Raw genomic sequence first — 24813 nt, 5'->3', positions numbered from 1 at the left:
TGTAAGGAAAATCTATCACAATGGACTTTAGAAAGAACAGTAAACAAGTTCAGGATTCAAAAACGAGCCTTTTAGGTTCAGCAACCAGCCTAAAAGGTTCGTTTTTCAGGCAAAAAGGGTGAAAATTCAACCAAAAAGGCTGAATTTTCATCCTAAAAGGTTCATTGATGAGCCTACAAAGGTGGAAATTCAGCCTTTTTAAGTGGTTTTTGAGTAGAAAGGCTGGATGCTGAGTACAAATGCCTTTCTACTTTATAAATTTTATTCTTCCAGTTCTTTCTCAGCTTCCTTTTTATCAGGGAAAATAATGGAAAGAATGACTGAGATCACTAAGACACCCCCAACGATTCCCAAGGAAACCGGAGACGGAATATGAATCCATGGGGCGATCAGCATTTTTACCCCGATGAAAGACAGAATAATTGCCAGTCCGTACGGTAATTTGCTGAACATATGAATAAAATTCGCCAACAGGAAATATAAAGATCTTAATCCTAAAATCGCAAAAATATTTGAGGTATAAAGGATAAACGGATCATTTGAGATGGCAAAAATCGCAGGAATAGAGTCTACCGCGAAAAGTACATCCGTAAATTCGATAACCGCTACTACGACCAAAAGTGGAGTCGCCATTTTTATTCCATTCTGAACGGTGAAGAATTTATCGCCGACATAGTTATCAGAAACTTTCCAGAATCTTTTTATTAATCGTGCTCCGGCTGTATTGCTGTAATCTTCTTCGTCATCATCATCTCCATCGCCCCAGGATTTAATTCCTGCATAAACAAGAAAGAGCCCGAATAAAGTCATTACGATATTGATTTTTACCGGATGTCCGAAGATATTCATTTCCGGGAGATAAGTAAGATTTATTAAACCTACTCCGGCGAAAATAAAGATTGCTCTAAAGATGAGCGCACCAATAATTCCCCAGAACAGCACTTTGTGATGCAGGTATTTTGGAACTTTAAAGAACCCAAAAACCAGGATAAATACGAATAAATTATCTACTGAAAGCGCTTTTTCTATCCAATATGCTGCCTGATATTGTGTAAATTTTTCTACCGCAAGTTCATGACTTCCCGGTCCCAAATCTGAATTGTACACCCAATACACAACTCCTGAAAAAACCATAGACAGCGAGATCCATACGATTGACCAGATGGTAGCTTCTTTGGAAGAAATCTCATGACTTTTTTTGTTGAAAACCCCTAAATCCAGGAGCAGCATGATAACTACTGTTATCGCAAATCCCACAACCAGACCGGGATGAAGATCTAAAATACCTTGATGTTTGTCCACTTTTTATATGTGCTTATTATATGATAAAAGCAATAGCTGTACGAGTACAAATATTGCCATTTAATTTTTTTATTGATGAATCCACTAGTTCAAAAGGTTTTGGCCAAAGAGCTCTCCTATTGAATTTGTAATGATTACAAATATTGCTGTTTTACGGTTTCAATTGTCTCCTGCAATTTTCTGTCTTTTGTGGGATCTCCGATTGCATTGAATTTCCATTCGCCGTTTCTTTTGTAGAAAACACCCATTACCATAGATACGTGACCTCGGAAAGATGCATCATTCGCAATATCATATTTAGCAAAAACCTCTCTCACATTGGTTGGCGTTCCTTCATAAATTCTGATCGAAGCAAAAGGAATGGTTCCGAAATCCTGGCCTTTGTAGCTATTCAGAACGAGAGCAACATGTTCTACATTAGAATCCAGATTGCTGAAATCTACTGTAATTACTTCATTATCTAAACCGTCATCACCATCTATATCACCTGTTAAATCATCTCCGCTATGTCTTATTGCACCATTCTTAGATTTAAGGTTTCCGAAATAGATCACTTCCGTAGCATTTTTGTTGGCATCATATAAGATACAGCTTGCATCAAGATCTACTGCTTCTCTGGTAATTCCTCCGAAAAACCCTTTTTTCTCAATTGCACCCCAGTTGATTCCGACACAAGCCTGTGTAAGCATTGCTCCATTTTCCTTTTTAAGGTTTATTCTCTGACCTTTTTGTAAGTTAATAGCCATCTTTTTATGTTTAGTTTGTTTATTTTGTGATTTACTTTAATTATTCAAATTTAAATTCAGCATTGCGCGAAGTATATTGGTTTCTTCATTGATGTCAAATATTTTGCTCATAATATCAGTATTTTCAAGATTTTTAATATAATCTTTCAATACGTTAATGACCTGCTCAGGCAATATTTTTTTCCTTTCGTTCATCGTTTCTTCCAAGTACTCATTCTTACTTTTTAACTGAGAGACAATTGTACCCAGATTCGATTCATTAGGCATTGTATCAAGCTTTTCCATTTTTTTAGGATCAATAAGATACATTTTTCTACCTTCAATATCGAATATAAAATGATCTTCTGACTGAAAAATTTTAAACAGCTCATATTCATTTCCTGTAATGCTGTATCCGCAGACGAAACGAACTTTAAAATTCTGAATGTTAAGCCTTCCCAAAAGTTTTCTCTCAATCTGATATTCCTGATACTGATAGGCAGGAAACGCTCCTGATTTCAGTAACTCCTCATCAACATTTGACCTGTAAAACTCTGAAGCATATTTTTTATAAAAATACAGAACGCTGTCCCATTTCAGGCGGAATTTATCTTCCGTAAGATCTTTATACAGATTTTTTAGGTGATTGGAAAAAATACCACTGTACATCTTCCTTTCTGTTTCAAATCCGTCTGTATGCTTTTCTTCAAAGCTTGCAATGTATTTGTTATTGACCTCAATTTCTTTAATAACCGCCAGCATATCATTTTCCTTTTGTTTTTTTATCTTGGTTAAAAGTTCAATGAGACTGTCGGTGTACTGTAGGTGAAAAAGTTCGAGTTTGCTGTAATCAAGTTCTTTATTTTCCTGAAAAAGATTATGGATAATATCCGTCTTAATGTAGATCGAAATAATATCAACATTTTCAAAAAAATTCGCAAGAAGTTTAAGTTTTGTTAATCTTCTTTTGCTTTGTGACATTATGTTTACTGCATCATCATTCACCTTTTTGCCAATATTATCCTCTTACGTTTGCTTTTAGTTCGTGTTCTAAAGTCATCAGATCCTGATCCAGTTTTCGTCTTCCTTCAGCACCCTGCTTTTGTATCTGTTTTACTTCGTTTAATGTATTGATTAATTTCGATGTTGTTTCTCTCAACGTTTCAATGGAAACAACTGTCTGCTCATTAGCTCTTGCAACATTAATTGAATTCTGTCCCAGACGTTCTGCATTTTTTCTTAAAATTTCCTCTGTCGTGGAAGATACTTTCTGCTGAATTTCAATATTCTGCTGCTGTCTGTACATCGCAACAGCCAATGAAAGCTGGTTTTTCCAAAGTGGAAGCGTTGTCGTAAGAATTGTCTGCGCTTTTTCAGCAATCGATACGTTATTATTCTGAACCAATCTGATCTGCGGAAGCGACTGCATCATAATTAAACGGACTACTTTAAGATCCGCTAATCTTCGGTCTAATCTCGCAATAAAATCTCTTTTATCCGCAATCTCGTAATCCTGATAATTTTGTGGTGCAGCTTCCATTACTGCCAGTTCAGAACTCGCTTTTTCCATTCTCAGATTTCCTGCAATCACAAGCTCTTCAATTTGTTTGATTGCCGTAATATTGCTTTCAAAAATTGTCTGTAAGACGGCATTATCTTTTGTAGAAGTAATGATTCCTGCATTTACTTTGTATGAAATCTGGTCGATATTGTTGATGATCTTATCATATTTTGCAAATAAATTCTCAATCTGCGTCATTACACTTTTCATGAAAGGCAATTTGCTTAAAAAACTCTTGAATTTATTCTGATTTAATTCTTCTACATCAACGTAATTCAGCTCAACAAGTAAATTATTTATTAATTCACCCACTTCTCCTGAGTTTGATCTTCGTACATTCCCAAGGAAACTGTCACTCTGGTTCGATAAAGTCTTCTGCAGATCTGCACCGAAGTTTACGATAGATCCCGGATTGGTTTCATCGATGGAGTTGGCAAGTGTTTCGTATTTCTGGCGTTCTTCAGATTGCAGTTGGGAAAGATTGACATTCCCTTCCCGGTCTACCAAAGGAGCAGGAGGCGTATTGGGCGTTTCCGCAATTGGTGGCTGTGCCATCGGAGTAGGTTCAAATGTCTTTAATGGTTCGATTGATCCAAGCGGATCTATAGATTGATTTTCCTGATTGTCCATGATAAATTATTGATAAATTGCTACAAATTTTTCAAGTCCCTCTCTTTGTCCTGCGCCAACTGCTTCAAATTTCCATTCTCCGTTTCTGTTGTAGATTCTTCCGAATTCCACTGCCGTTTCGATTGAGAAATCCTCGTCTAATTCGTATTTTAAAATCTCTTCATTGGTATCTGTATTAAAAATTCTGATGAAAGAATTTCTCACCTGTCCGAAGTTCTGTCTTCTTGAATCTGCTTCGTGAATCGTTACCACAACAGTGATCTCTTTTACGGCAGGATCTATTTTAGTAAGGTCAATTTTAATCTGCTCATCATCACCGGAACCTTCACCAGTAAGATTATCACCAGTATGGATTACCGATTTATCGGGAGATTCAAGGTTGTTATAAAAAATAAAGTGGTTATCTGAAATTAACTTTTTATTTTCACCTAATAAAAATAAGGAAGCATCCAGATCAAAAGCAGCCCCTGTTGAAGTATTATTGGTATCCCATCCTAAACCAACGGTGAATTTTGGGGCATTTATATTTTCTCTCTGTCCTTTCTGTAAGTTAATAGCCATAATATAATTCGGTTTGTGTTAAAGTGTTTATATTGTTTTCGTATTCTTTTATTAAATGATAATTGTTGCTGATCGCCAGTTCCAGCAGCTGATCCATCTGTTCTTTTTTTACTTTAGACGAAAGATACTCAAAATTACCTGAATCCAGGCTCAAAATGTATTTTACAATTCTTGTATTGAACTGAAAGCTCGGTTTCGTCATCACTTCTGCGACATGTTCTACATTTTTTACCGCATAGTAATTGAAGTAGTTTTCAATTTTAGGATCCAGATCAAAATTTATCAGTTCTGCATAGTACATGAATAAAAAATCTGCTTTCACCTTGTATTCGTCCAGAATTTTATTTACCGTAAACTCGTGGCTTCCCGTAATTTTAATATCATCTATAAAAATACAAAGTTTTTCTCTAAGAAAATCTTTATCAAGATAATAAGTATCGTTGGATATTAAATTTTTACGGTCTTCAAAACTTAGATTTCCGTAATCGGTCGTGTAGGTATGATTTCTATTAATTTTTGAAAGAATACTCGATTTTTTTCCTTTTTGAAATAAATAAAAATCCAGATGTTTTTTAAAATAAAAGCACAGAAAATTAGAAGCTGTAGGAATCGCCATATAAGGACTCGGCAACACTACAATTTCTTTATCTGTATCTAAAATATTTTCATGTTCTGAAATAAATCCTTCGAACAGTTCTTTGGCAAATTTTTCCGCATAGGACTTGTCACCATACTTGAAAAAGCTGTATTCCGCGGGCGAAAACGTGAATTCATCCGCAGAGTGTATGTGGTGTAAGCTGTATCTTTTGTTCATAATTATATTTTGTGTGTCAATAAGTGTGCGCTGAAACCAAAATCCTTTGCGCCTTTATAGTCGGCAATAGGATTGTCTCCAATGTGTAATATCTGCTTTAAATCCAAATCCTGATTTTTAATTAAATTTTTCACTTCCTGAAAGACCTGAGGATTGGGTTTCGAACAATTAATCTCGTCGGAATAAATATGAAAATCAATATACTGATCGAGATTTTCACTCATCAGAAATTTCCTCATGGTTTTTCCTTTGATGAATCCTGTATTGCTGAGAATATTAATTGTCTTTCCCTGGTTTTTAATTTCATCAAAAAGCTGATGTAAATTTTCAAAAATCACAACCGGTTTATATTTTAGAAATAAATCTTCACTTCTTCTGTAAAATTCCTCTAATTGCTCTTTATGTATCTGTTTTAAATCTACTTCTAAAGAGTTTAAGATCAGTAAATAAATTTCAAAAGCATCTATATTTCCGCCAATGACTTCATTGATAGAATTGCAGAGATCATCATAATATTTTACGACTTTCGCCACCTCATCTATCGGTTTTTTCACCTCAAAAAATGAGGAGAAGAGCTCAACTCTTTTTGCCTTAAATTCAGGATGAGATTTTATTAAAGTAAGCCACAGATCGAAAGAAAAATGTGAATGATTGTGGATGTCTATATCTGTTTTCAAAATGGTTTAGTTAAAGTTCTGCTTAGCTTTATTCTTGAAAAAGATGCTTAGTAAGTTACTATAATTCTTATCATCAATTCTTCTTCTGATTTCAATTTAATCCAAAGATAAAATTTTTAAATTAATGTGTAAAAGTTGTCGGAGTTTTTAATATTTTTTTATGACTTTGTATAATTTTGATGTCGCTATAAAATTCGAAATAACAGCACACAAATATGTTTTTATCTGATTAAGCTAAAACTTTCATGATATTATAAAGCGTACAGAAAATTAATGTACGTCTTTTAAAAATCTTAACGACTTTATAACCTATAAACTCTATCTATGAGACGTTTTACCTAAAAAAATCAGCAGTCATAAGTTTTAGAAAAGGCTTTTCATAGCTTTGACCTATTAAAATTTATATCATGATTAAAGGATTATATGAAACTCATATTCAGGTAAGTGATCTTGAAAAAGGCATACAATTTTACACTGAAGTTTTAGGATTAGAATTGGCACACAGAGATAAGACACGCCCGATTGCATTTTTATGGATCGGCAAAAATAAAGAATCAATGCTAGGGCTTTGGGAACAGAAAGAAAATCTACAGACAAGACATTTTGCTTTTACGGCAGATAAAGAAGACATTCTGAATTATTCCGTTGATTTTCTGAAAAAGAAAAATCTGAAACCTTATAATTTCTTAAAAGATGGAATCGAAAAGCCTATGGTTTTTTCATGGATGCCGGCTTTGGCGATTTATTTTAATGATCCGGACGGTAATCAGCTTGAATTTATTTCTGTCTTAGAAGGTGAAGGACAATCTGAATGGGGCATACTTTCTTATGAAGAATGGCTGGAAAAAATATCATAAGTGGAAAAAAAAGGTGATCCGGACTTTGCTAAAGCAAAGCCTGGATCTATAAAGACAGTTATTAGTTTTTATTTTGCGAAAATCTCTTTCAGCTTCAAGAACACTTTGTCTTCTTACATCAGCCTTGCGGTTACTTGTATCTTTTTTAAAAATTATTGCTGTAAACACCAATGCAGAATCTTCGCAATGTTCTTGGCATCATCTACGCCTCTGTGATGGGTTCCTTCAAGCGTAAGATTCAGTTCGCTTAACGCTCTTGCCATCCCTACACTTTTCCTAACGGTTGGATGTAACTCACCGAATAATGTTTTCACGTTGATGTGGTCGTTACTTAACGGATAATCTACCCTGAATCGTCTTGCCTGATTTTGAAGCATATTCAGATCATAGTTTCCATAGCTTGCCCAGGTGAGATTTTCTGAATCATATTCTGCTCGGAGAATATCCAAAGCATCTTCAAGCAGAATGCCTTCATCATCCAGCATTTGCTGAGTAATGGAAGTCAGTTCCGTACAAAACGGACTTACTTTTGAAAATTGCGGTTTCACTAAAATGCCCTCATTCTGTGAAATCTTTCCGGTCTCTGCATTCATGATGCAAACTCCGATTTCAATAATTTCACTTTCCTGACCTCTTGGCGGCCGGTCATTCCAGCAAGTCGCTTCAAGGTCTATAATTAATATATTTTCTGTTGTTTTCATTTGTTTAAAATTTTAAAGTTTGAAGTCTGATGATGTAAGCTGGAAGTTTATATCCATTTCAAAAACTTCCATCCTTCTACCTCCTGCTTCCTGCTAAATTTATTACACCATCATATCAGCACAATTGGAACTTGCAAATGCATATGGTTTTGCTTTAAACACATATCCCATTCCCAGAATGTATCCCATAGCGTCTTTCAAAGCGACGTTGGATTTAAAATCCGGATCGGTGTTTATGTCTGCGTGTACCTCCATTTCTATCCCGTAAGCATCCAGCACATGGCAGATGGCATATGCAATTTCCACAGATTTATTTACTTCGTTCAGCATACGCTCTTTGATACTGATACTCTGTATTTCTCTTTCTTTTCTGATAAAGGTAAACGCTCCTTTTCCTTCACGGATAAAGACAACTGCCGTAGCATAATTAATGGCATTCCCGTAAACGTGAGAGTCTGAACCCACACATACTTTAAGTCGATGACCATTAGCCTGTTCGCGGATGATGGCTTCTTCTACCAGCTGCGTGATGGAGTTTCGGAAGATTTTTCCGCTCATATTCTGCCATGTTTGTTGTTGCGTTTCCATTTTTTTACATTTTTTAAGTTTTATATTTTTTATAATTCATAAATGATTTTAAATATGTTATTTTCTAAACTATGTATTATTTACTGCACTCCGAATCGGACTCGAACCAATACCCCCAGTTTTGGAGACTGAGATGCTACCATTACAACATCGGAGTAGTTTTTTGTTGATTCATCAGGATTCGAACCTGAACAACAAGAGTCAAAGTCTTGTGTGCTGACCAATTACACTATGAATCAGTTTTATTAATTATAATTGATATTTCTATATCATTACCCTTTCTCATTTTTTTGAAGAAAACAAAGCCTGTCTTAATTTTTGTTTGATATAAGAACTTCTGCGCTTTGACAGACTTTACCTTTTCTTCGGAACTAATCTCATTTTAGTTATTTGAGATGGTTGTGGGAGTCAAACCCACTCAGCTTACGCAACGGTTTTGCAGACCGCCCCGACTCTTCCACTTCGGCGAACCATCGTTTTTTTTTGTAATTGGTTGATGGTTTTTAGATAATACTTCATCTCTAATTTCTAACATCTAACTTCTAATCAAAAAATAAAGCCTGTCTTAATTTTGTTTGATATAAGAACTTCTGCGCTTTGACAAACTTTATTTTATCTAAAAATTTATATTATGTTTAAAACTTCCATCATCCAATCTTCCAGTCTCAAAGTGAGTTAAGAAAAAATTTGTCTATATTATATCGTGTTTTTGGCATAAAGATCTTCTTCTCTCGACAAACCTTTTCTTTTTCTCTTCTTGAAACAATTAACTTAGTATGAATAGTGAATTGTCAATTCGCTTTGCTCGTCAATTTTTAATTCACTGTTGACTATTCACTTTTCGTCTGGAAAGCAAGATTCGAACTTGCGACCTCCCGCGTCCAAGACGGGTAAACAACCACCGTTATCTTTCCAGTTTTGCAGATTCACTTTAAAAATCTTCTCCGAGAGACAGTCGGATCAGAAATTTCCCGTGAATCTTTGCGATCTATGCGGGAATCGAACCCGCAGTGCCCGAGAGACAGTCGGGAAGGTTACCATTACCTCAATAGACCTTTTACAATTGTCAATTCGTTTTGCTCGTCAATTTTTAAATTCACTTGCGAAGTAAACTTCACCATTGACCATTCACATTTTTAGGTATCTCCGGGAATCGAACCCTGTTCTCCGGTGCCACAAACCGGCGCTTTACCAATAAGCTAGAGAAACCATAAAAAAAGCGCCTCTTTTTGGGAGGCGCTTTATATATTTTGACGTGTCGCTACATTAGCTGACCCATGTATATAAGCACCTTTTATCCAAAAATTCACTATCAAGAAGAATAATACAAGCATAATCCTGTCCCATCGGCTCCTGTCCGTGTAATCTTGAATGTGGATTAGATATGTTATTAAATTGCTTCATTTTATTTTTCTTGTTTTAAAAAAGTTTTTGAAAGGCTTGAAAACCTGTTGCTTTCAATTTTCGGTTGCAAAGTAAGGATGAAATTTTTTAACTCGCAAATTTATTTTTAATTTAAAATACTGAAAATCAAATATTTACAATTAAAATTTAGAATAAGAAATTTCCGTCCGCAATATTTTGCAGATGTCTTAAATACCTAAATGACTGTCTCTCACCGGGCTACTTATCACGCTTTATTTTCTTATTGATTGTTCATTTGTTATTAAATAATTTTCAATTTTATGGTTATTTTTTTTCATTCTAAATAATTCCTTGCTTAAAAACACAAAAAACGCCCCGATTATCGAGGCGTTTCTGCAATATTTTGATTTATTTTTTACGAGATTATTGTAAATAATTTTCAAAGCAAGCACATTTCGCCTCATAAGATATCATCCATTCATATCCAAACGATCCCTTTAGTAAAGGGCGATCGCATAGATTTAAACTGATATGTGCTCTTTGTATTGTCATAATTTTATGGCTGCAAAGATAAATCTTTTTAGGAATATTTTATTTTACAATTTTAAAATGTGAAACAAATTTAATTTCTAAACATCTTATTTCTACCCGTTTTATACCTCGAAATATCTTTCAGGATCGCCTCATCATCAGGGTTGAAATGTTTTAATTCGTTCACAATTTCCGAATGGGTGGCTACTTTTTCGGCAATAATTTCATAAGCTATGTTTCTTGTGGTCGATTGAAGTTTCGGATCTTTTTTAAATTCGTGCTTCATCGCTTCAAGGTACATGATCTTTTTATCCGAAGGAGTTTTTTCGTAGAGTTCTCTAATTTGCAGATCAAGCTTTTTCATATCAAAAATATTGGCAAAATAATTATTCAGGCAATTGAATGCATCGCGATTTTCTTCCCATCCTTTCAGAAGAATTTTCTGCGCTTCATCAGGCAAGTCCATTTTTTTACGATAAATCAAAGCTCCTTTTACCATTTGATTATTGTTTACATAATCGTCTACAACCATCTGATAATAGATGTTTGCATTTTTCAGATCATTTATTTCTCTGTACAGATCACCTACTTTTTCTTTCTGCTCAAGTTCTTTGTAGAGTTCTATTGCTTTTCTGTATTGTTTTGCTTTCTCATAGCAACTGGCTGCGTCAGATTTATTTTTAACTTTCTTAAGATATATTACTGCCGCTTCATTATAAAACCCGCCTTTTTCTAAGGTTCTTGCACCGCGGTAATGATCCTTTAGTAAATTCATATATACTTTTGCAGCTCTTTTATAATCTTTTTCACTGATGTATTTCTGAGCCAAATCTTCGTATTTATTCCTGATCTTATCGAAAAGAGATGCTTCCAGATAAAAGTTCCCGGCTCCTTTTCTCCCTCTCCCTGAAGTGTTGTTTTCCCTTTCTTTCTTTTCCAGCTGCATTAGCACACCAAAAATAATGAGCGTAATAACCGCAAAAATCACCAGGGTTCCGATAACGCTCAAAAAACTCTGATGAAACAATTGAGCAAGAATACCTATGATTTTGATGATGGCAAGAATAACGAATGCCGCCATAAATTTTTCTGTAAACTTCTGTCTATTCATCCTTATCAGATTTTAAAATGGTTTTATCTTCACTGAAAAGACGGTAAAGAAGTAATACAATAACGATAATGAGAATCCACACAAACCAGTTGTAGCCAAACATTTCAATCAGCGGATAGAAAATATATGCCAGCATAGCAACCAGAACGATCATTAAAAAAATCTTGATTCCACCGGGAACATTTTCTCCTCCCACATTCAAAGATCTCTTTTTAATTATAAATGAATATAATCCCACAGCGCCCGTCATTGCCACAATCAGCCAGAAAATCTCTGAAAAAGAGATGTGTTTTTCTTCAGTATTATTATTTTCAACATTTACACTTGCAACAGGCGGTGGAACCTGCGGATATTCTTTTGTTCCGTAAAGTCTTCCGAGAGAATCTTCTACCAAAATAACTTTCTTTTTCATAACGGTTTGTACAACTCCTTCATCGGCAGGTTTCCCTGAACCTGATTTTTGAATGGAATCTTTAATTTTCTCTCTGATTCTTCCTTCATTCTGAGCCAGATATTTTACAATTTTCTTTCGGTAAACTCTCTTTAATGAATCGGTTGCATTTATAATTCTATTTTCTAAAGAATCAGACTCTTTAGAAATTTTTTCAATTGGTCTTCCTCCATTTTTAAGATATTCTTTATACGTTTCTTCTTCAATATTCCCTGTAAGAAGCATTAATCTCTCAGTAGCTAAGTCTTGTCTTTTTCTTCCATACATCGAATCGATCTTCATATCAATATCCGTTACTCCCGACTGATAAGCAACCACGGGTTTCATCATCGGTTTTTCAGGAGTCTGAATTTTACCTGAAGAAGTTGGTTGCGATTCTTTAGATTCATCCTTATTCAGATTCATAAAAACTCTGGACAAGCCTATCATTAAAAGAACGATCCAGAAAATCCATCTGTAATTTCTTCCGGAAGATTTTCCGCTAAAATTGCCTTCTCTATTTTTGCCGAACAGTTTTTCTAACCACGAATTACGAAATTTAAAAATCCCGAAACCGTCTCCTCTCGCAGTTCCCATAATGTCAAGAGGAACACCCAGTTCCACTGCTCTGTCAGGATATCTTTCGATATATTTTAAATATTTTTCGATCTCCTTTTTGTTTCCGGACATTACCTTTTTCATGTCAAACGGAAGATTTTTCATCCATTCTTCTTCGGTTTGAGGCTTTTCAAGAGATTCCAGAATTTTTTCATCATCCATTTCGACAGTGAAGCTCTCGATTTTTTGAGGAATCTGAACTCCCTTTGCCGGCTTTCTTACTTTATCTTCCGATTTTTTTGGATGTCGAATTAACGAAAGCCAGTCGATTTCTTCATTTAATTTAACCAAACCAAACTCAGGATGCATTATGAGATATTCCGCGTCAATATTCTGCCATTCTTCAGGATTTACTTTTGGATAAAAAATGGTATTTTCAGGAATGAAAAACTTATTTTCAATACATTGGAAATAATAATTTTTGCCGATTTCATTCGGAGCCAGCTCTTTAAAAACCAGAAAACATCCGTACAAAATATTAGGTTCGGCAGAAGGAATCGCAAAAGACTGAACTTCATTTAAATCTATTCCTAGCATTTCCATTTCGGAAAACCATACAAGAGGGGAAGAACCTTTGATTAAAAGTCCTTTTTTAGGATAATTATTTTTCGGAAAAGGTTTAATTCTAAGTTCCATATTCCAAAATATGTTGAATAAAAGCTTCCATATAATCCGAGTACATTTCGTCCATTTCTTTTACTTTTAATTTTGAATGTTTCGGTAAATAATATTCTGAACCGCCAAATTCTTTTTCCGTTGCTAAAGCCAAAAATCCGTAGCGCACAGAAGGCATGTAAAATGTTGGAATATTTTTGTTGCTGCTCATAAAAGTAAGTATTCCACGATGATCTGTTATCACTTCACTTCCGTCTTCAAAAGTAAATTTATTCTTGTTCTGGCTTGCCAAAACCTGAATTTTCTGACGGTTTTTGCCTAAAAAGTAAACGTTTTCAGTATGAAATTCTAATGCAAAATTTGAAATAATAAATTCCTCATCTTCATTAATTCCTATTCGTGTAAAATTGTTTAAAATTTTAGTTCCCTGGTCTCTTAATCTGTCGATTTCTGTTTCTGCTTTAATCTCATTTTTATAAATGATATCTTCGTTTTTTACCGACTCTAATGAAAGGGTTCCTTCAATATTTATTTTGAATATAGGAGATGAATTTTCTTCGTGCAGATAAAAATTCTTATTAAAATAAAGCAAACAATAATCTAGTGGAATATCCATCCCTGTCAGGTTTAATTCTGAATATTCTTTTGTATTCAAATTAATCTTAGAAAGCAGTTTTTTATCACGTTGATACTGGGCTAGAACATAATTCCCTTTTTTATCTTTAGCTAAAGCAAACTGACCTCTTGGTTTTATCGAAATATTTTCAATGATTACTTCGCAGCCTCTTTGGATATTCGAACTGTAGTAAATATTTTTGTTATAATAGTTATCGGATAAATACGTTCTCAACAACTGCTTTTTATTGCTTAAAATATAAAATTCGCCTTCGTACAAAAACGTACAAATCCTGTCTTTCGGAGTTGGAAATAATAATGGATAATTTTTGGGGGTTAGCGTCTTGATACCATTTTCAGATCTTTCGTTTTTTATTTTTTGCTTTGGTGGATTTGTCCACAATTCCTGTAACGGAAGCATCATTTTCTGGATATGTTTCCTCGTTCCTTTATGATGCTTGTAAAAGTTCAGCTCACCGTTTGCAGAAGTCGTTACTAAAAATTTCAGGCGATCCCTGTTTTCGTGAATTACTTTCTGAAGATTCTTATGAATTATATTTTCATGATTCGTAATTAAAAAAACTTCCAGATCTTTCTCTTTATGCTCTTCACTAAAAAACTTTTCAAGGGCCTCAGAAACTTCCAAAACCGGACTTACGTGGTTAAGGGTTTCCACCACTTCATTCACATTATCCAAAGAAATCGGGATGATATTTTGTCCCAATGCAAAAACTTTACACTCAGAATGTGCTTTCGGATGCTTGATAACCGCAATCGCCGATGCAAAAGCCAGAACTTTGGGAGTTCCCCAGTTTTTAAGGGAAGTATCGATCAGAATAATTCTTTCAAAAATATTTTCTTCAGGCGGAATTTCCCGTTGGATGTACAATGCTTCATTGTTGACAACGCGGTTTATGAAGACTTCATCGTCATGGGCAAATTCAGACAAAAGCATTCTGTGAAGTTCGCCTTTGTTCGTCATGTCCGAAACTCCACCGATAGGTTGTTCTCCTGGAGAAAGATGACGCATCGGGATTTTCAGTCCGCTCCATATTCTTTTGATTAAGCTTCCAACCTGAAAGGTTTTGGGTTCTTCAATAAGTTTCTGAATAAACTCTTCATTGGTTTCTATCGTAGTTTCTTCCTCCACCACTTCATCCTCCGGATCCGGGATATCTGTAAAACCTTTCAAGGCATTAACAATTGATTCCGTAGTCGGAAATGTATTCTGTAGTAAGGCTAACGTTTTAACATCTCTGTTGACAACAATTGAAGTTAATTTCTTTTTAACAGAAGCTTCACTTATAATTTGAGGTTTTGTCTCAAATACTTTTAAAATTAATCTTGAATTTACGGAGGAAACACGATTATGACTTTCTTTAAAAAGCGTCTGCAGAAGAGCAATTTTGTTCTGCCCTTTTTTTAATGAACTTCCAAGCTGATTTAAATTTTCTAAAAATTTAATCGCAAGATCAATATCAGAATCATTTTCAGATAAAGTATTTTTTTGTCGGTTCAGATAATAAAAAACTCCGTCAAGGTTCAAATAGCCTTCCTGAAGTGCATACAAAACGAGCAGTAAAGATCCGAAAGGCGGAAAACCCTGCTCTTTCAATTCTTTGAGGATCTCCATTATATACGGCCTGTAAGCAATAGCTCCTACATTCGGAATCGAAATAAGATTATTTTCATTATATCCGGTACTGTCAGGAACATCCTCATCCGTTTTCCATTCCCAGAAATAATTGATATATGATTGAAAATAAGCAATTATATCCATTCCTGTGATTTTTCAGTCAGACGGAACGAGCTTACAGACAATTTCCGGAAATCACTTTTGTTAAGGTACAAAACACTTCCGTTTTCATCCCATAAAAGCCAAAATTCAAAATCGGAATTATATTTCTTTTGTAGTAGAGAACTCATATTTTTAAATTCAAAATCAAAACCTGTCGGTAAAAGATGGCCGTCTTTTGCCCAAAATGTTTTCCCTGGGAAGCTTAATAAAGGATTTCCCAAAAACAAAGCTTTATCATCAATGATAATCCAATCCAGTTTTTCGAGTTTAAACTTTGGTAAAGCGATCAGACTTTCTTTTATTTCGCTAATTGAACTCAATAAAGCTACAGCAGATTTCTCCTCTTTACCAGCTTTTAACTTTACCTCAATTTTTTCATTAATTCCAAAGAAATTATTATTTGAAACAGGAAATGTAAGTTTTAAAGCTTTATCGATGGAAGTCCAAAGCAGAGCCGTTCTCATTTTTTTACTGGGAACAAGGGCATTTTTCCGGAACAGCAAACCATCACGCAATTCGTACAGAAGAAAATTCGGTAATTGTTGAACTTCCGATGAAACAGCCTGTTCAGCAGTAAAATCTTTGAGCCAGATTGTATCTTCGTCTAATGCGATCTGAACATTTTTCCAGTCGCGTATTGAGCCCAGAAAATCTTCATCAGCACGTGGAATTTCGGCCCAAAATTCTTTTATACGCTCTGAAGGATCTTTTGCCATAGACTTTCAATTTCCTGTTTGATATATTGCTTCTGCTCAGGATTCCTGATCCAGTCGCAGCGGGTCTGAAGATATCTTAATTTATCTTTGATTACATTCTGTTCCTCGAAGTTTAAAACTTCGGCATTCCATCTTTCGACCAGAATTTTTACGTCTTTCATCACTTCTTCCGGATTCGGAGTTTTATTCTGAAGAGCCTGCGGGTGGGATTTCGGATTTTCATCTTTTTCGATGGTTCTGTTGATAATTCCTTCCAGGATTTCGATCTGTTCTTCGGTGTCCCAAATATGTTTCAGCACCCACAGATCAGAAAGAACGGCTTCGTTTCTTCCACAAATTAAAGCACTTGCGGCGATAAGATTCTGCATTTTTACGGCTCTACGGTCAGATATTGCAATTCCTGTATTCCTCAGACTGATGATTGTATTTAAATAAACCTCATAAATCGGTTTCAGATCAATTGTTTTACAAAGATTTTGCAATTCTTTGATCTCGTGGGAAAGAATTTCGGGAGTTTCCGTTTCAATATTATTTTCCAGTTTTCTTCCTGCTAAAAGCACCTGTTGAAGAAGATCCGGATTCACATAATCTACATTGATTCTTACCAGAAAACGATCGAAAAGTGCATTTAAGGCTTCGTCTTCAGGAAGTACATTACTGGCACCGACGAACATAAGCGCCGGAAGATGTCTGGTTTCTTTTCCTCTTTTAAAGATCTTTTCATTTAAAGCCATTAATAAAGAATTCAGAATGGCAGAATTGGCATTGAAAATTTCGTCCAGGAAGACCATTGAAGCCTCCGGCATCATACCTTCGGTATTGGTGAGTAATTCTCCTTCCTTTAATTTTCGGATATCAAAAGGTCCGAAAATTTCGTTCGGCTCGGTAAAACGAGTCAGGAGATACTCAAAGTTTTTTCCGTCTTTTACAGCATTGGCCAACGTTCTTACAATAGCTGACTTTGCCGTTCCGGGAGGGCCGTACAGAAATGCATTTTCTCTTGACAAAAGGCAGATTCCCAGTAAATCCACAACATCATCTTTTCCGACAAAAGTGTCTTTCACGTAGCCAAGAACCTTGTTTAATTTTTCTATATTTTGAGTCATTGTTTTTATTATTTACGATAGCTTGCTTTTATAATCTGCTGTTTTTACTTTAATAGTATTATCTTAAAAACCGAATTAAATTATTCATTTATATTTTTTAATTCTCTCCAAAAAATATTTTTATGCAACCCGAATTCTGCGATTAAAAGCCGGTTGATGTACGGGATTTCCGCTAATGAATATGCTTTCTTTTCCACAATCCTTTCAAGATATAATTTGCGGTATGTAGAATCTTTTAATTCTTCTTCCCAATTCACATTTTCCAATTCGATATCAAATCCTACGGCTGAATAATGAAATTGTTTTAAGATATTTTCCAGCATTTTCACTAAAGGATCTTCAGGATCGGCACTTTGTAACACAGAAATAATCTGTGGCAAAAACCTTAATGACAAATCTGCGGACAGTATAGAAGAAACATCTATTATTCCTTTAAAAGGCGGAATTAATTTATCTAAATCTTTTGCCGTATTTTTTCTTACCAGATGTAACTGTGCACTGTGATATAAAACTTTTGCCGCCAATACAGCCGCTTCTTTATCATAGCGGATGGTTTCGGATAAAAATTCGAGTCTTTCTTTTTCAAATTCAGATTCAAAATAATCGGCGGCATCAAGGATTTCTTTTTCAGAAATTTCCTGAATATCTGTAAAAATAGTTATGCATTCATCTTTCCGGAGAAGAAATAAAGTATCTAAAAACGGAGATTTGGTTTTCATCATTTAACAAAAATAAAATTATTTCGTAATAACAGTTTTCACATAAGGAAAAACTAATCAGGAATCACTTTCTTTTGGATGACTTCCTGATATAAAGCTGGGGAGCAAGAACAACTTTCTTTTCTATGGAAATCCCGGAACCGTTTTCTTTTACACTTTCCAGAAAAACCTGCCCTGCCATTTTCCCCATTACCAAAGGAGTCTGGTCTACAGAGCTTATCGGCAATTCCATAAACTGGGTAAAAGGTTCGTTGGAAAAACCGATTACCGCAACTTCCTGAGGGATTTTTATATTTCGTTTTTTCAATTCCTGGCACGCTCCCAAAGCAGCAAAATCGCTAGCCGAAAAAATAGCATCAGGAATCGATTTTCTGTCCCATAATTTTTTAATCGCTTCAATACCTGCATCAATGGAACTTCCTGTGGGAATAATGTTTTCTTCTTTTACCTGAAAATGATGGTCGATAAGTGCCTGTTTGTAGCCGTTTAATCGGTTCTGATAAATTTCAAGGTTGAGGTCTCCTGAAAAATGGCAGATATTTTTATAGCCTTCTTTTATCAGATGCTCTGTTGCGATGTAACCTCCACGATAATCGTCAATAGTTACCGTACTGATTCCGGGAATGTCTTTTTTACGGTCGAAAAAAATAATCGGGGTATTGCTGGTATCCAGTATATTACGAATATGTTCGGTATCAATAGTTGTTTTGGAAACAGACATGAAAATCCCGTCGACCTGTGCATTCAACAAAGTATTGAGATGCCTTTTCTCAATATTCACATCTTCATGGCTCTGGCAGATGATGACGTGATAACCGAAAGGGGAAAGTTCTTCCTCAATTCCACGGATCACAGAGGAAAAGAAATTGGTGTTTACAAAAGGAACAATGATGCCGACGTTTTTGGTTTCTCCGCTTTTCAGGGCTTTGGCCAGGTTATTCTGCTTATAATTCATCTCTTTTGCCGTCTTCATCACCAGATCTTTGGTAGCCTGGCTTATTCTCGGATGGTTGTTCAGCGCTCTCGAAACAGTTGCCACACTTACGTTAAGCTTCTTCGAAATATCATAGATGGTGGCACTTTTTTTATTCATACTGGATTTTAGTTATGTGTCTAAACCAATTGGTATTATTGACGTAAATTTAATCAAATTCTCTCTACCAGAAAGGAAATATAATGCATTTTACATCAGATTAAACATGAATAACTTAAACTGTTACAAAAACACAGCTGGTATGTATAACTAATTTACAATCCGTGTTTCCAGGTAAAGTGATTGAGAAATAAAAAAAGCTTTACGGTAAAGTAAAGCTCTCTGTATGCTATAAACAGTAATAATTTAAAGACCTTTCAGGGCAGATTCCAGAGCCAGTTCCATCATAGGCTTCAGCGCTCTTTCTCTTTCGTCGGCAGAGATTTTTTCGTGAGTCGGAATGATATCTGTAACGGTAAGAATCGTCGCCGCGTTTTTACCTAAATGTTGTGCATTGGCAAATAATCCGAATGCTTCCATTTCGACCGCAGGGCAATTATATTTTGTTGCAATAGCGGGTACGGCAGGATTTTTTCTGTAAAAAATATCGCTGCTATGTACATTAATCGCTTTTGTCTTTAACGAAAGCTCTTCCGCGGTACGGTTGATGGTGTCATAAATATTTCCCTGATGTGAAATAATTTCATCTTCTATTTCCCATGCATATTTGGCGTAGGTACTTTCACTTGCTGCATTTTCAACATTTAAAATATCAAAAAGCTGAAGATCGGTACTGTAAGCTCCACAGGTTCCAATCCTGATGATCGTATCAACCTCATATTCTGTGAATAATTCAAAAGAATAGATACCAATGCTCGGAAAGCCCATTCCACTGGCTCCTACGGTGATTTCTTTACCCTTATATAAACCTGTATAATAAAAAATACCTCTCGTTTTGCTTACCAGTTCTACATTTTCAAGATACTTTTCGGCAATAAACTGCGCACGAAGCGGGTCTCCGGGCTGCAATACTACTTTAGCAATCTCTCCTTTACCGGCACTAATGTGAATACTCATAATGTTATTTTCAGTGAGACAAAGATAAAAGAAAATATTTTTCCTGTCATTTATTTAAATTAAAAAAAGATGAAGCTAAAAACCTCATCCCTGTACATTTATTTTTAAATAATTTAAGAATATTCAAATTTTCTAACGCCCTCTAATGTCATATCAATTTCCCGGTCTTTGATGGCATCACTGATGAAATACGTTTCGTAACCACTCGGCGGAAGATAAATTCCGTTCGTCAGCATCTGATGGAAGAAATTATTAAACAATGCATGGTTGGCATTCTGAGCTTCATCAAAATTAGACACCCTGTTGATATGAAAAAATACCGACATCATCGATCCTTTTCGGTTGATCTTATGGGCAATTCCTTTTTCATTTAAAATTTTCCCGATTTCAAAATCTAACGTTTCTGTCGTTTTGGCTAATCTGTTGAAGAATTCAGGGTCTTTTTTAATGAGCTGTAAGGTTTTCAGTCCGGCTCTCATCGCCAGAGGATTACCACTTAATGTTCCCGCCTGGTAAACGCCGCCTTTCGGAGCAAGATGATCCATAATTTCATTTCTTCCGGCAAAAGCTCCCACCGGAAGGCCGCCTCCGATTACTTTTCCGTAGGTGACAAGATCTGCCTTTACGTTAAAAAGTTCCTGTGCACCACCAAAAGCAAGTCTGAACCCGGTCATTACTTCATCAAAAATCAATAAAGCCCCATTTTCATCACAGATTTTTCTTAATTTCTGAAGGAATTCATTTTCAGGAAGAACACAGCCCATATTTCCGGCAACAGGTTCGATAATTACTGCTGCGATTTCGCCCTGATTATGTCTGAACAAATCTTCAACCTGATCAAAATCATTGTATCTTGCAAGCAAAGTATCTTTTGCAGTTCCTGCCGTTACACCCGGAGAATTAGGATTTCCGAAAGTAGCGGCTCCACTACCCGCCTTGATTAAAAACGAATCTGAATGACCATGATAACATCCCTCAAATTTTATAAATTTATCTCTTCCTGTAAAACCTCTTGCCAGCCTGATCGCACTCATACAAGCTTCTGTCCCTGAAGAAACCATTCTGATCTGGTCGATATTCGGAACGTTTTCTACAATGAATCTTGCGATCTCCGTTTCCAGCTCGGTAGGCGCTCCAAAAGAAAATCCTTTCTCCGCCTGGATCTTTAATTCCTCCAAAACTTCGGGATGTGTATGACCTAAAATAGTCGGGCCCCAAGAGTTAATATAATCGATATATGTATTGTCATCGGCATCGGTAAGGTAAGCGCCTTTGGCAGATTTCATAAAAACCGGCACTCCTCCTACAGATTTGAATGCACGAACCGGGGAATTTACTCCTCCCGGAATGTATTGGTAAGCTTCATCGAATAAAGCTGAACTTCTTTGGTATTTCATTTTTTCTTAATTGACAGTTGTTTGTTAATGGTTATTCGTTGTGGGTCATAAAAAACCAACAACCATCAACCAAAACCAAACAACCAATTTTAGTTTCTGGGTTTTTTATCAATTAAATAAATAAGCTGTCCGGGAGAAGGTCTTTGTCCCTCATCCATTCTATTTTTAGCGTACAATTTATTTAATTTAATCCCGAATTTTTGGGCGATATCATGCATATCTTCTCCGGCTTCGGCTTTATAGGTTGCTGTATTTCCTGCTGAATTCTTAGATTCAAGAAAAACAATGTCATTTTTGTGTAAAGCATCACCTTCCAGCTCGTTCCATTTTACAAGTTTGCTCTCGCTTATTTTAAACTTCTTTGCAATGGCTTCTACGTTTGTATCTTCAGGAATAACGATGTATTTTAAACCGTCGTTTGGGTGGCTTTTAATTAAAATAGAATTCAGCATTTCTGCTTTTGTTTTGATTCTTTCTACTCTTTTCTGCTGCTGGGCGTAAGAAGTCTGTTTATACGGAACCTCAATTATTACTGGATCTTTTGTTTTTCTGGTAGATTTTTCAGGTTCCAGCTGAGCCATGAAAGCTCTATCGTCTTTCAGATTAGGATACATTTTAAGGACTGCATACAGAACTTCTTTGGAACTGGTATTGTCAAATTCGTACAGCCTGTATTTCTCAATCTTTCCAATTAATATAGAAGCGTAACGAGGATTTGTAGCGTATCCTGCTTTTTTAAGTCCGGTTGCCCACGCTTTATAATCTTTCATATCCAGATTGAAAAGGTTTGTGTAATATTTCCTTGTTGATAAAAATATCGAGTGGTCTTCGTATGATTGTCTCGGATCGTCATACACCCTGAAACACTCATTCGGAGCATCGTCCGTGTGCTTCATCGTTTTGCCCGTCCAGTCTTCTTTACATTTGATTCCAAAGTGGTTTTTGCCTTCGAGCGCGAGACGGCTTTGTCCGCCTCCGGTTTCCAGAAGCCCCTGCGCAAGGGTGATAGAAGCTGGAATTCTGTATTTTTCCATTTCTTCTACTGCGTATTTTGCAAATTTCTGGATGTACTGATCTTCAGTGGCCCAGTTCTGGGCTGAGAATTTTGATAAAACTAAAAGGCTTACGAGTAAGAAAAGTCTTTTCATCTTATAATTTTTATGGTTTTAAAATGAAAGATGTAACACTTAGTGTTTCATATTTTCAATTTTATTTTATATAATTAAATTTCTGTTTTGCTTTTCCAAAAGCATATTTGCGCCTTCAATACCTTGTAACCCGCCGGTATGGAAGCACATAATTTTGCTGTTTTCAGGAAAAAATTCTTCATCAATCATTTCAAAAATCTTCTGCATCATTTTTCCTGTGTAGATCGGTTCCAGCGGAATTCCGTAATGTTCTTTAAAATCATTGATAAAACGGATATTCTCATCATTTATTTTACCATAACCTCCAAAAGCAGAATCTATTAGACTGAAATTCTCTCTGGAAGTTAATTGTGAAATTCTATTTTCCATTGAAGAATCGCTTACCGCTTTAAATCCGATAACTTTCTGATTTTCTTCACAGAATTTTGAGATTCCGGCAATCGTTCCTCCTGTTCCGACTGCGGTGCAAAGATAATCAAAATCTTTTGTTTCATCATTCAGCATCATTTTCACGCCTTCTACAGCTTCCTGATTGGTTCCTCCTTCAGGAACAATGAGAGCGTCGGGAAATTCTTTCTGTAAAAATTCGGTTAGTTTTTCTTTGTGGCGGTATTCTTCACGGCTGACAAATCTTAGATTCATTCCGTTTTTTCCGGCAAAAGATAACGTCGGGTTTTCCCGCCATTTATCTTTTAATTCTTCTCCCCTGATGATCCCCAATGTGGGAATTTCAAACAAATTACCAACAGCCGAAACGGCTGCAATATGATTGGAAAAAGCTCCTCCAAAAGTGATGATGTAAGGTTTTTCAGGATTTTTGGATAAATAGTTGTTGATATTAAAGAATAACTTCCAGTATTTATTTCCTGAAATTTCAGGATGAATGAGATCTTCTCTTTTCATAAAGAGCTTCACCTTTTTTCCGACAGGAATTTCAACAATTGGAATATGGATATCCGGAATTTTCATCTCTGCAAATTTCCTGAATTTATTTTACATGATAATTTTTAAATTCGTTAAACAAAACTTAAAAAGCATTAAATGTTAAATAAAAGCAACTTTATTAAACTTAAAAATATTCCCTGAAGTTCCAGAATTTTCTTTTTCTCAGATAATTCAGGTCGTGTTCATTGTCGTAGGCTTCTCTTTCAAAGGAAATTCTTCGGTAAGCCTGATAAGGATTTTTAAGTCTGAATAGCCAGTAGTAATACTCAATGACATAGAAAATATAGAAGAAAATCACTAGCATTTCCATTTGTTGTTTTAAATGGATTTTTTCATGATTAATCAATACTTTATTTTTCTTATCTTCGAGATTCCTAACGAAGATGAAGGGAAAAAGAGTAATGCCGCTGATTTTTAATAATTTTAAAGGTTTATGGCATACAATTATCATAATAACAAATATAAAAAGTTTTTTGGCTTAGAGATTTAACCTATGGCACTTTTTGACATCAAAGAAGGTGAAGATTTTTACTACAACGAGCAGGGGTATAAGGTTTTTACGGAAAAGTTTCATCTAAAGAGAGGACATTGCTGTAAAAGTGGCTGTAGACATTGTCCTTACGGATATGATAAAAAAACCGACACATTTATTAAAAACGATAAAAAAATTAAATAAAATGAAAAAATATATTTTTATTTTGTTAGCCTCGGCTACTTTGGGTTTGACATCTTGTAGTCCTTTCAATGTACGTTCTGACTATGCAGATACTGCAAATTTCACCACTTACAAAACTTACAAGCTGAGAATTGATGATCTGAAACTGAATGACATCGATAAAGACAGAGTTTTAAACGAATTGTCGAAACAGCTTCAGAGTAAAGGTCTTCAGTCAGGAGAAAATCCTGATCTGATCATTAATGTAAAAGCTAACCATAAGAAGATCACCGACGTTACGACTTCTTCTCCTTACGGAGCATGGGGTTGGGGCGGACCATTCGGATGGGGAATCGGGATGAACAGAACCTGGACAAGTAATTATAATGAAGGCGCCATCATCGTGGATATGGTTGATGCAAGATCAAACAAACTGGTTTGGCAGGGAATCGGAAGCGGAATTTCAGTAGACCGCCCTAAAGCTAAACAAAAACAAATTCCTGAAATTATGGCGGAAATCATGAAGAATTATCCTCCGCAAAGAAAATAAGATTTTAAATTAATCAGATATATAGAAA

The 24813-nt window shown here is 35.4% G+C and carries 24 protein-coding genes and 6 tRNA genes; 3 read left to right on the top strand and 27 right to left on the bottom strand.

All coding sequences use genetic code 11. The features are described 5' to 3' along the window. Positions 1 to 261 precede the first annotated feature (261 nt). The 7 genes from BLR30_RS07870 to BLR30_RS07840 form a co-directional block, all read right to left on the bottom strand. Positions 262 to 1302: a TerC/Alx family metal homeostasis membrane protein gene (locus tag BLR30_RS07870; protein WP_089856827.1), complete on the bottom strand. Its 1041-nt coding sequence runs from the start codon at positions 1300 to 1302 to the stop codon at positions 262 to 264. A 134-nt stretch (positions 1303 to 1436) separates the two neighbouring features. Next, positions 1437 to 2048, bottom strand: coding sequence for a TerD family protein (locus BLR30_RS07865; protein WP_089856825.1), 612 nt, complete (start codon positions 2046 to 2048; stop codon positions 1437 to 1439). A 36-nt stretch (positions 2049 to 2084) separates the two neighbouring features. Beyond that, a complete protein-coding gene (locus tag BLR30_RS07860; RefSeq protein ID WP_089856824.1) occupies positions 2085 to 3008 on the bottom strand; it encodes a hypothetical protein in 924 nt (307 codons plus the stop codon). A 37-nt stretch (positions 3009 to 3045) separates the two neighbouring features. Beyond that, complete coding sequence (locus BLR30_RS07855; RefSeq protein ID WP_089856821.1) at positions 3046 to 4218, bottom strand: toxic anion resistance protein; 1173 nt, start codon at positions 4216 to 4218, stop codon at positions 3046 to 3048. Positions 4219 to 4224: 6 nt separating this feature from the next. Further along, on the bottom strand, positions 4225 to 4779 hold the full coding sequence (locus BLR30_RS07850; protein ID WP_089856819.1) for a TerD family protein: 555 nt from the start codon (positions 4777 to 4779) through the stop codon (positions 4225 to 4227). Then, entirely contained in the window at positions 4769 to 5593 is an 825-nt protein-coding gene (locus tag BLR30_RS07845) for a phosphoribosyltransferase family protein (RefSeq protein ID WP_089856817.1), read from the bottom strand. The genes BLR30_RS07850 and BLR30_RS07845 overlap by 11 nt, the downstream gene beginning before the upstream one ends. A 2-nt stretch (positions 5594 to 5595) precedes the next feature. After that, on the bottom strand, positions 5596 to 6270 hold the full coding sequence (locus BLR30_RS07840; protein ID WP_089856815.1) for an HAD family hydrolase: 675 nt from the start codon (positions 6268 to 6270) through the stop codon (positions 5596 to 5598). Between the two features lie 407 nt (positions 6271 to 6677). Between BLR30_RS07840 and BLR30_RS07835 the strand changes: the two genes are divergently transcribed. Further along, positions 6678 to 7127 carry a VOC family protein gene (locus BLR30_RS07835; RefSeq protein WP_089856813.1) on the top strand — a complete coding sequence of 150 codons (450 nt, stop codon included), beginning with the start codon at positions 6678 to 6680 and terminating at the stop codon, positions 7125 to 7127. Between the two features lie 152 nt (positions 7128 to 7279). Here BLR30_RS07835 and BLR30_RS07830 read toward each other — a convergent pair whose 3' ends face one another. From BLR30_RS07830 to BLR30_RS07745, 20 genes are all read right to left on the bottom strand, one after another. After that, positions 7280 to 7828, bottom strand: a complete 549-nt coding sequence (locus BLR30_RS07830; RefSeq protein WP_089856811.1) for a 3'-5' exonuclease — start codon at positions 7826 to 7828, stop codon at positions 7280 to 7282. A 102-nt stretch (positions 7829 to 7930) separates the two neighbouring features. Continuing rightward, positions 7931 to 8416, bottom strand: coding sequence for a ribonuclease H-like YkuK family protein (locus BLR30_RS07825; RefSeq protein ID WP_089856809.1), 486 nt, complete (start codon positions 8414 to 8416; stop codon positions 7931 to 7933). Positions 8417 to 8502: 86 nt separating this feature from the next. After that, positions 8503 to 8573, bottom strand: a tRNA-Trp gene (locus tag BLR30_RS07820). 9 nt (positions 8574 to 8582) lie between these two features. Beyond that, positions 8583 to 8655, bottom strand: a tRNA-Gln gene (locus tag BLR30_RS07815). A gap of 154 nt (positions 8656 to 8809) precedes the next feature. Then, positions 8810 to 8891 (bottom strand) — tRNA-Cys (locus BLR30_RS17705). Between the two features lie 369 nt (positions 8892 to 9260). After that, positions 9261 to 9332, bottom strand: a tRNA-Pro gene (locus tag BLR30_RS17700). A gap of 68 nt (positions 9333 to 9400) precedes the next feature. Then, positions 9401 to 9471, bottom strand: a tRNA-Asp gene (locus BLR30_RS17695). Between the two features lie 83 nt (positions 9472 to 9554). Next, positions 9555 to 9626, bottom strand: a tRNA-His gene (locus BLR30_RS07810). Positions 9627 to 10403: 777 nt separating this feature from the next. Next, positions 10404 to 11423 carry a tetratricopeptide repeat protein gene (locus BLR30_RS07800; RefSeq protein ID WP_089856804.1) on the bottom strand — a complete coding sequence of 340 codons (1020 nt, stop codon included), beginning with the start codon at positions 11421 to 11423 and terminating at the stop codon, positions 10404 to 10406. Then, the gene (locus BLR30_RS07795; RefSeq protein ID WP_089856803.1) at positions 11416 to 13107 is read right to left on the bottom strand and encodes a hypothetical protein; all 1692 of its coding nucleotides are present in this window, start codon (positions 13105 to 13107) and stop codon (positions 11416 to 11418) included. The genes BLR30_RS07800 and BLR30_RS07795 overlap by 8 nt, the downstream gene beginning before the upstream one ends. After that, positions 13097 to 15481 carry a hypothetical protein gene (locus tag BLR30_RS07790; RefSeq protein WP_089856801.1) on the bottom strand — a complete coding sequence of 795 codons (2385 nt, stop codon included), beginning with the start codon at positions 15479 to 15481 and terminating at the stop codon, positions 13097 to 13099. Before BLR30_RS07790 ends, BLR30_RS07795 begins: the two co-directional genes overlap by 11 nt. Next, entirely contained in the window at positions 15472 to 16215 is a 744-nt protein-coding gene (locus tag BLR30_RS07785) for a hypothetical protein (protein ID WP_089856799.1), read from the bottom strand. Before BLR30_RS07785 ends, BLR30_RS07790 begins: the two co-directional genes overlap by 10 nt. Next, positions 16188 to 17321: an AAA family ATPase gene (locus BLR30_RS07780; RefSeq protein ID WP_089856797.1), complete on the bottom strand. Its 1134-nt coding sequence runs from the start codon at positions 17319 to 17321 to the stop codon at positions 16188 to 16190. Before BLR30_RS07780 ends, BLR30_RS07785 begins: the two co-directional genes overlap by 28 nt. An 80-nt stretch (positions 17322 to 17401) precedes the next feature. Continuing rightward, positions 17402 to 18043, bottom strand: coding sequence for a hypothetical protein (locus tag BLR30_RS07775; protein WP_228400740.1), 642 nt, complete (start codon positions 18041 to 18043; stop codon positions 17402 to 17404). Positions 18044 to 18104: 61 nt separating this feature from the next. After that, positions 18105 to 19133 carry a LacI family DNA-binding transcriptional regulator gene (locus BLR30_RS07770; protein ID WP_089856795.1) on the bottom strand — a complete coding sequence of 343 codons (1029 nt, stop codon included), beginning with the start codon at positions 19131 to 19133 and terminating at the stop codon, positions 18105 to 18107. Positions 19134 to 19379: 246 nt separating this feature from the next. Further along, positions 19380 to 20090: a purine-nucleoside phosphorylase gene (gene deoD / locus BLR30_RS07765; protein WP_089856793.1), complete on the bottom strand. Its 711-nt coding sequence runs from the start codon at positions 20088 to 20090 to the stop codon at positions 19380 to 19382. Between the two features lie 113 nt (positions 20091 to 20203). Continuing rightward, positions 20204 to 21487: a glutamate-1-semialdehyde 2,1-aminomutase gene (gene hemL / locus BLR30_RS07760; RefSeq protein WP_089856791.1), complete on the bottom strand. Its 1284-nt coding sequence runs from the start codon at positions 21485 to 21487 to the stop codon at positions 20204 to 20206. Positions 21488 to 21576: 89 nt separating this feature from the next. Then, positions 21577 to 22635 (bottom strand): glucosaminidase domain-containing protein, encoded by a 1059-nt coding sequence (locus BLR30_RS07755; RefSeq protein ID WP_089856789.1) that lies wholly within the window; start codon positions 22633 to 22635, stop codon positions 21577 to 21579. A 66-nt stretch (positions 22636 to 22701) separates the two neighbouring features. Further along, positions 22702 to 23604: a 1-aminocyclopropane-1-carboxylate deaminase/D-cysteine desulfhydrase gene (locus BLR30_RS07750; RefSeq protein ID WP_089856786.1), complete on the bottom strand. Its 903-nt coding sequence runs from the start codon at positions 23602 to 23604 to the stop codon at positions 22702 to 22704. Between the two features lie 100 nt (positions 23605 to 23704). Continuing rightward, positions 23705 to 24031, bottom strand: coding sequence for a hypothetical protein (locus BLR30_RS07745; protein ID WP_089856785.1), 327 nt, complete (start codon positions 24029 to 24031; stop codon positions 23705 to 23707). A 42-nt stretch (positions 24032 to 24073) separates the two neighbouring features. Here BLR30_RS07745 and BLR30_RS07740 point away from each other — a divergent pair, with 42 nt between their 5' ends. Both BLR30_RS07740 and BLR30_RS07735 read left to right on the top strand, forming a co-directional pair. After that, entirely contained in the window at positions 24074 to 24256 is a 183-nt protein-coding gene (locus BLR30_RS07740; RefSeq protein ID WP_082384278.1) for a DUF5522 domain-containing protein, read from the top strand. Position 24257: 1 nt separating this feature from the next. Then, positions 24258 to 24785, top strand: coding sequence for a DUF4136 domain-containing protein (locus tag BLR30_RS07735; RefSeq protein ID WP_089856783.1), 528 nt, complete (start codon positions 24258 to 24260; stop codon positions 24783 to 24785). Positions 24786 to 24813 lie beyond the last annotated feature (28 nt).

The organism is Chryseobacterium taeanense, from assembly GCF_900099685.1.
GTDB lineage: Bacteria > Bacteroidota > Bacteroidia > Flavobacteriales > Weeksellaceae > Chryseobacterium > Chryseobacterium taeanense.
This window is presented reverse-complemented; position numbering and strand designations above follow the sequence as displayed.

Coding starts and splice junctions, on each gene's coding strand:
- BLR30_RS07745 (WP_089856785.1), bottom strand. CDS start 24,031: ATGATAATTGTATGCCATAAACCTTTAAAATTATTAAAAATCAGCGGC.
- BLR30_RS07740 (WP_082384278.1), top strand. CDS start 24,074: ATGGCACTTTTTGACATCAAAGAAGGTGAAGATTTTTACTACAACGAG.
- BLR30_RS07845 (WP_089856817.1), bottom strand. CDS start 5,593: ATGAACAAAAGATACAGCTTACACCACATACACTCTGCGGATGAATTC.
- hemL (WP_089856791.1), bottom strand. CDS start 21,487: ATGAAATACCAAAGAAGTTCAGCTTTATTCGATGAAGCTTACCAATAC.
- BLR30_RS07850 (WP_089856819.1), bottom strand. CDS start 4,779: ATGGCTATTAACTTACAGAAAGGACAGAGAGAAAATATAAATGCCCCA.
- BLR30_RS07825 (WP_089856809.1), bottom strand. CDS start 8,416: ATGGAAACGCAACAACAAACATGGCAGAATATGAGCGGAAAAATCTTC.
- BLR30_RS07865 (WP_089856825.1), bottom strand. CDS start 2,048: ATGGCTATTAACTTACAAAAAGGTCAGAGAATAAACCTTAAAAAGGAA.
- BLR30_RS07860 (WP_089856824.1), bottom strand. CDS start 3,008: ATGTCACAAAGCAAAAGAAGATTAACAAAACTTAAACTTCTTGCGAAT.
- BLR30_RS07750 (WP_089856786.1), bottom strand. CDS start 23,604: ATGAAAATTCCGGATATCCATATTCCAATTGTTGAAATTCCTGTCGGA.
- BLR30_RS07775 (WP_228400740.1), bottom strand. CDS start 18,043: ATGATGAAAACCAAATCTCCGTTTTTAGATACTTTATTTCTTCTCCGG.
- BLR30_RS07835 (WP_089856813.1), top strand. CDS start 6,678: ATGATTAAAGGATTATATGAAACTCATATTCAGGTAAGTGATCTTGAA.
- BLR30_RS07830 (WP_089856811.1), bottom strand. CDS start 7,828: ATGAAAACAACAGAAAATATATTAATTATAGACCTTGAAGCGACTTGC.
- BLR30_RS07800 (WP_089856804.1), bottom strand. CDS start 11,423: ATGAATAGACAGAAGTTTACAGAAAAATTTATGGCGGCATTCGTTATT.
- BLR30_RS07795 (WP_089856803.1), bottom strand. CDS start 13,107: ATGGAACTTAGAATTAAACCTTTTCCGAAAAATAATTATCCTAAAAAA.
- deoD (WP_089856793.1), bottom strand. CDS start 20,090: ATGAGTATTCACATTAGTGCCGGTAAAGGAGAGATTGCTAAAGTAGTA.
- BLR30_RS07790 (WP_089856801.1), bottom strand. CDS start 15,481: ATGGATATAATTGCTTATTTTCAATCATATATCAATTATTTCTGGGAA.
- BLR30_RS07770 (WP_089856795.1), bottom strand. CDS start 19,133: ATGAATAAAAAAAGTGCCACCATCTATGATATTTCGAAGAAGCTTAAC.
- BLR30_RS07785 (WP_089856799.1), bottom strand. CDS start 16,215: ATGGCAAAAGATCCTTCAGAGCGTATAAAAGAATTTTGGGCCGAAATT.
- BLR30_RS07780 (WP_089856797.1), bottom strand. CDS start 17,321: ATGACTCAAAATATAGAAAAATTAAACAAGGTTCTTGGCTACGTGAAA.
- BLR30_RS07755 (WP_089856789.1), bottom strand. CDS start 22,635: ATGAAAAGACTTTTCTTACTCGTAAGCCTTTTAGTTTTATCAAAATTC.
- BLR30_RS07855 (WP_089856821.1), bottom strand. CDS start 4,218: ATGGACAATCAGGAAAATCAATCTATAGATCCGCTTGGATCAATCGAA.
- BLR30_RS07735 (WP_089856783.1), top strand. CDS start 24,258: ATGAAAAAATATATTTTTATTTTGTTAGCCTCGGCTACTTTGGGTTTG.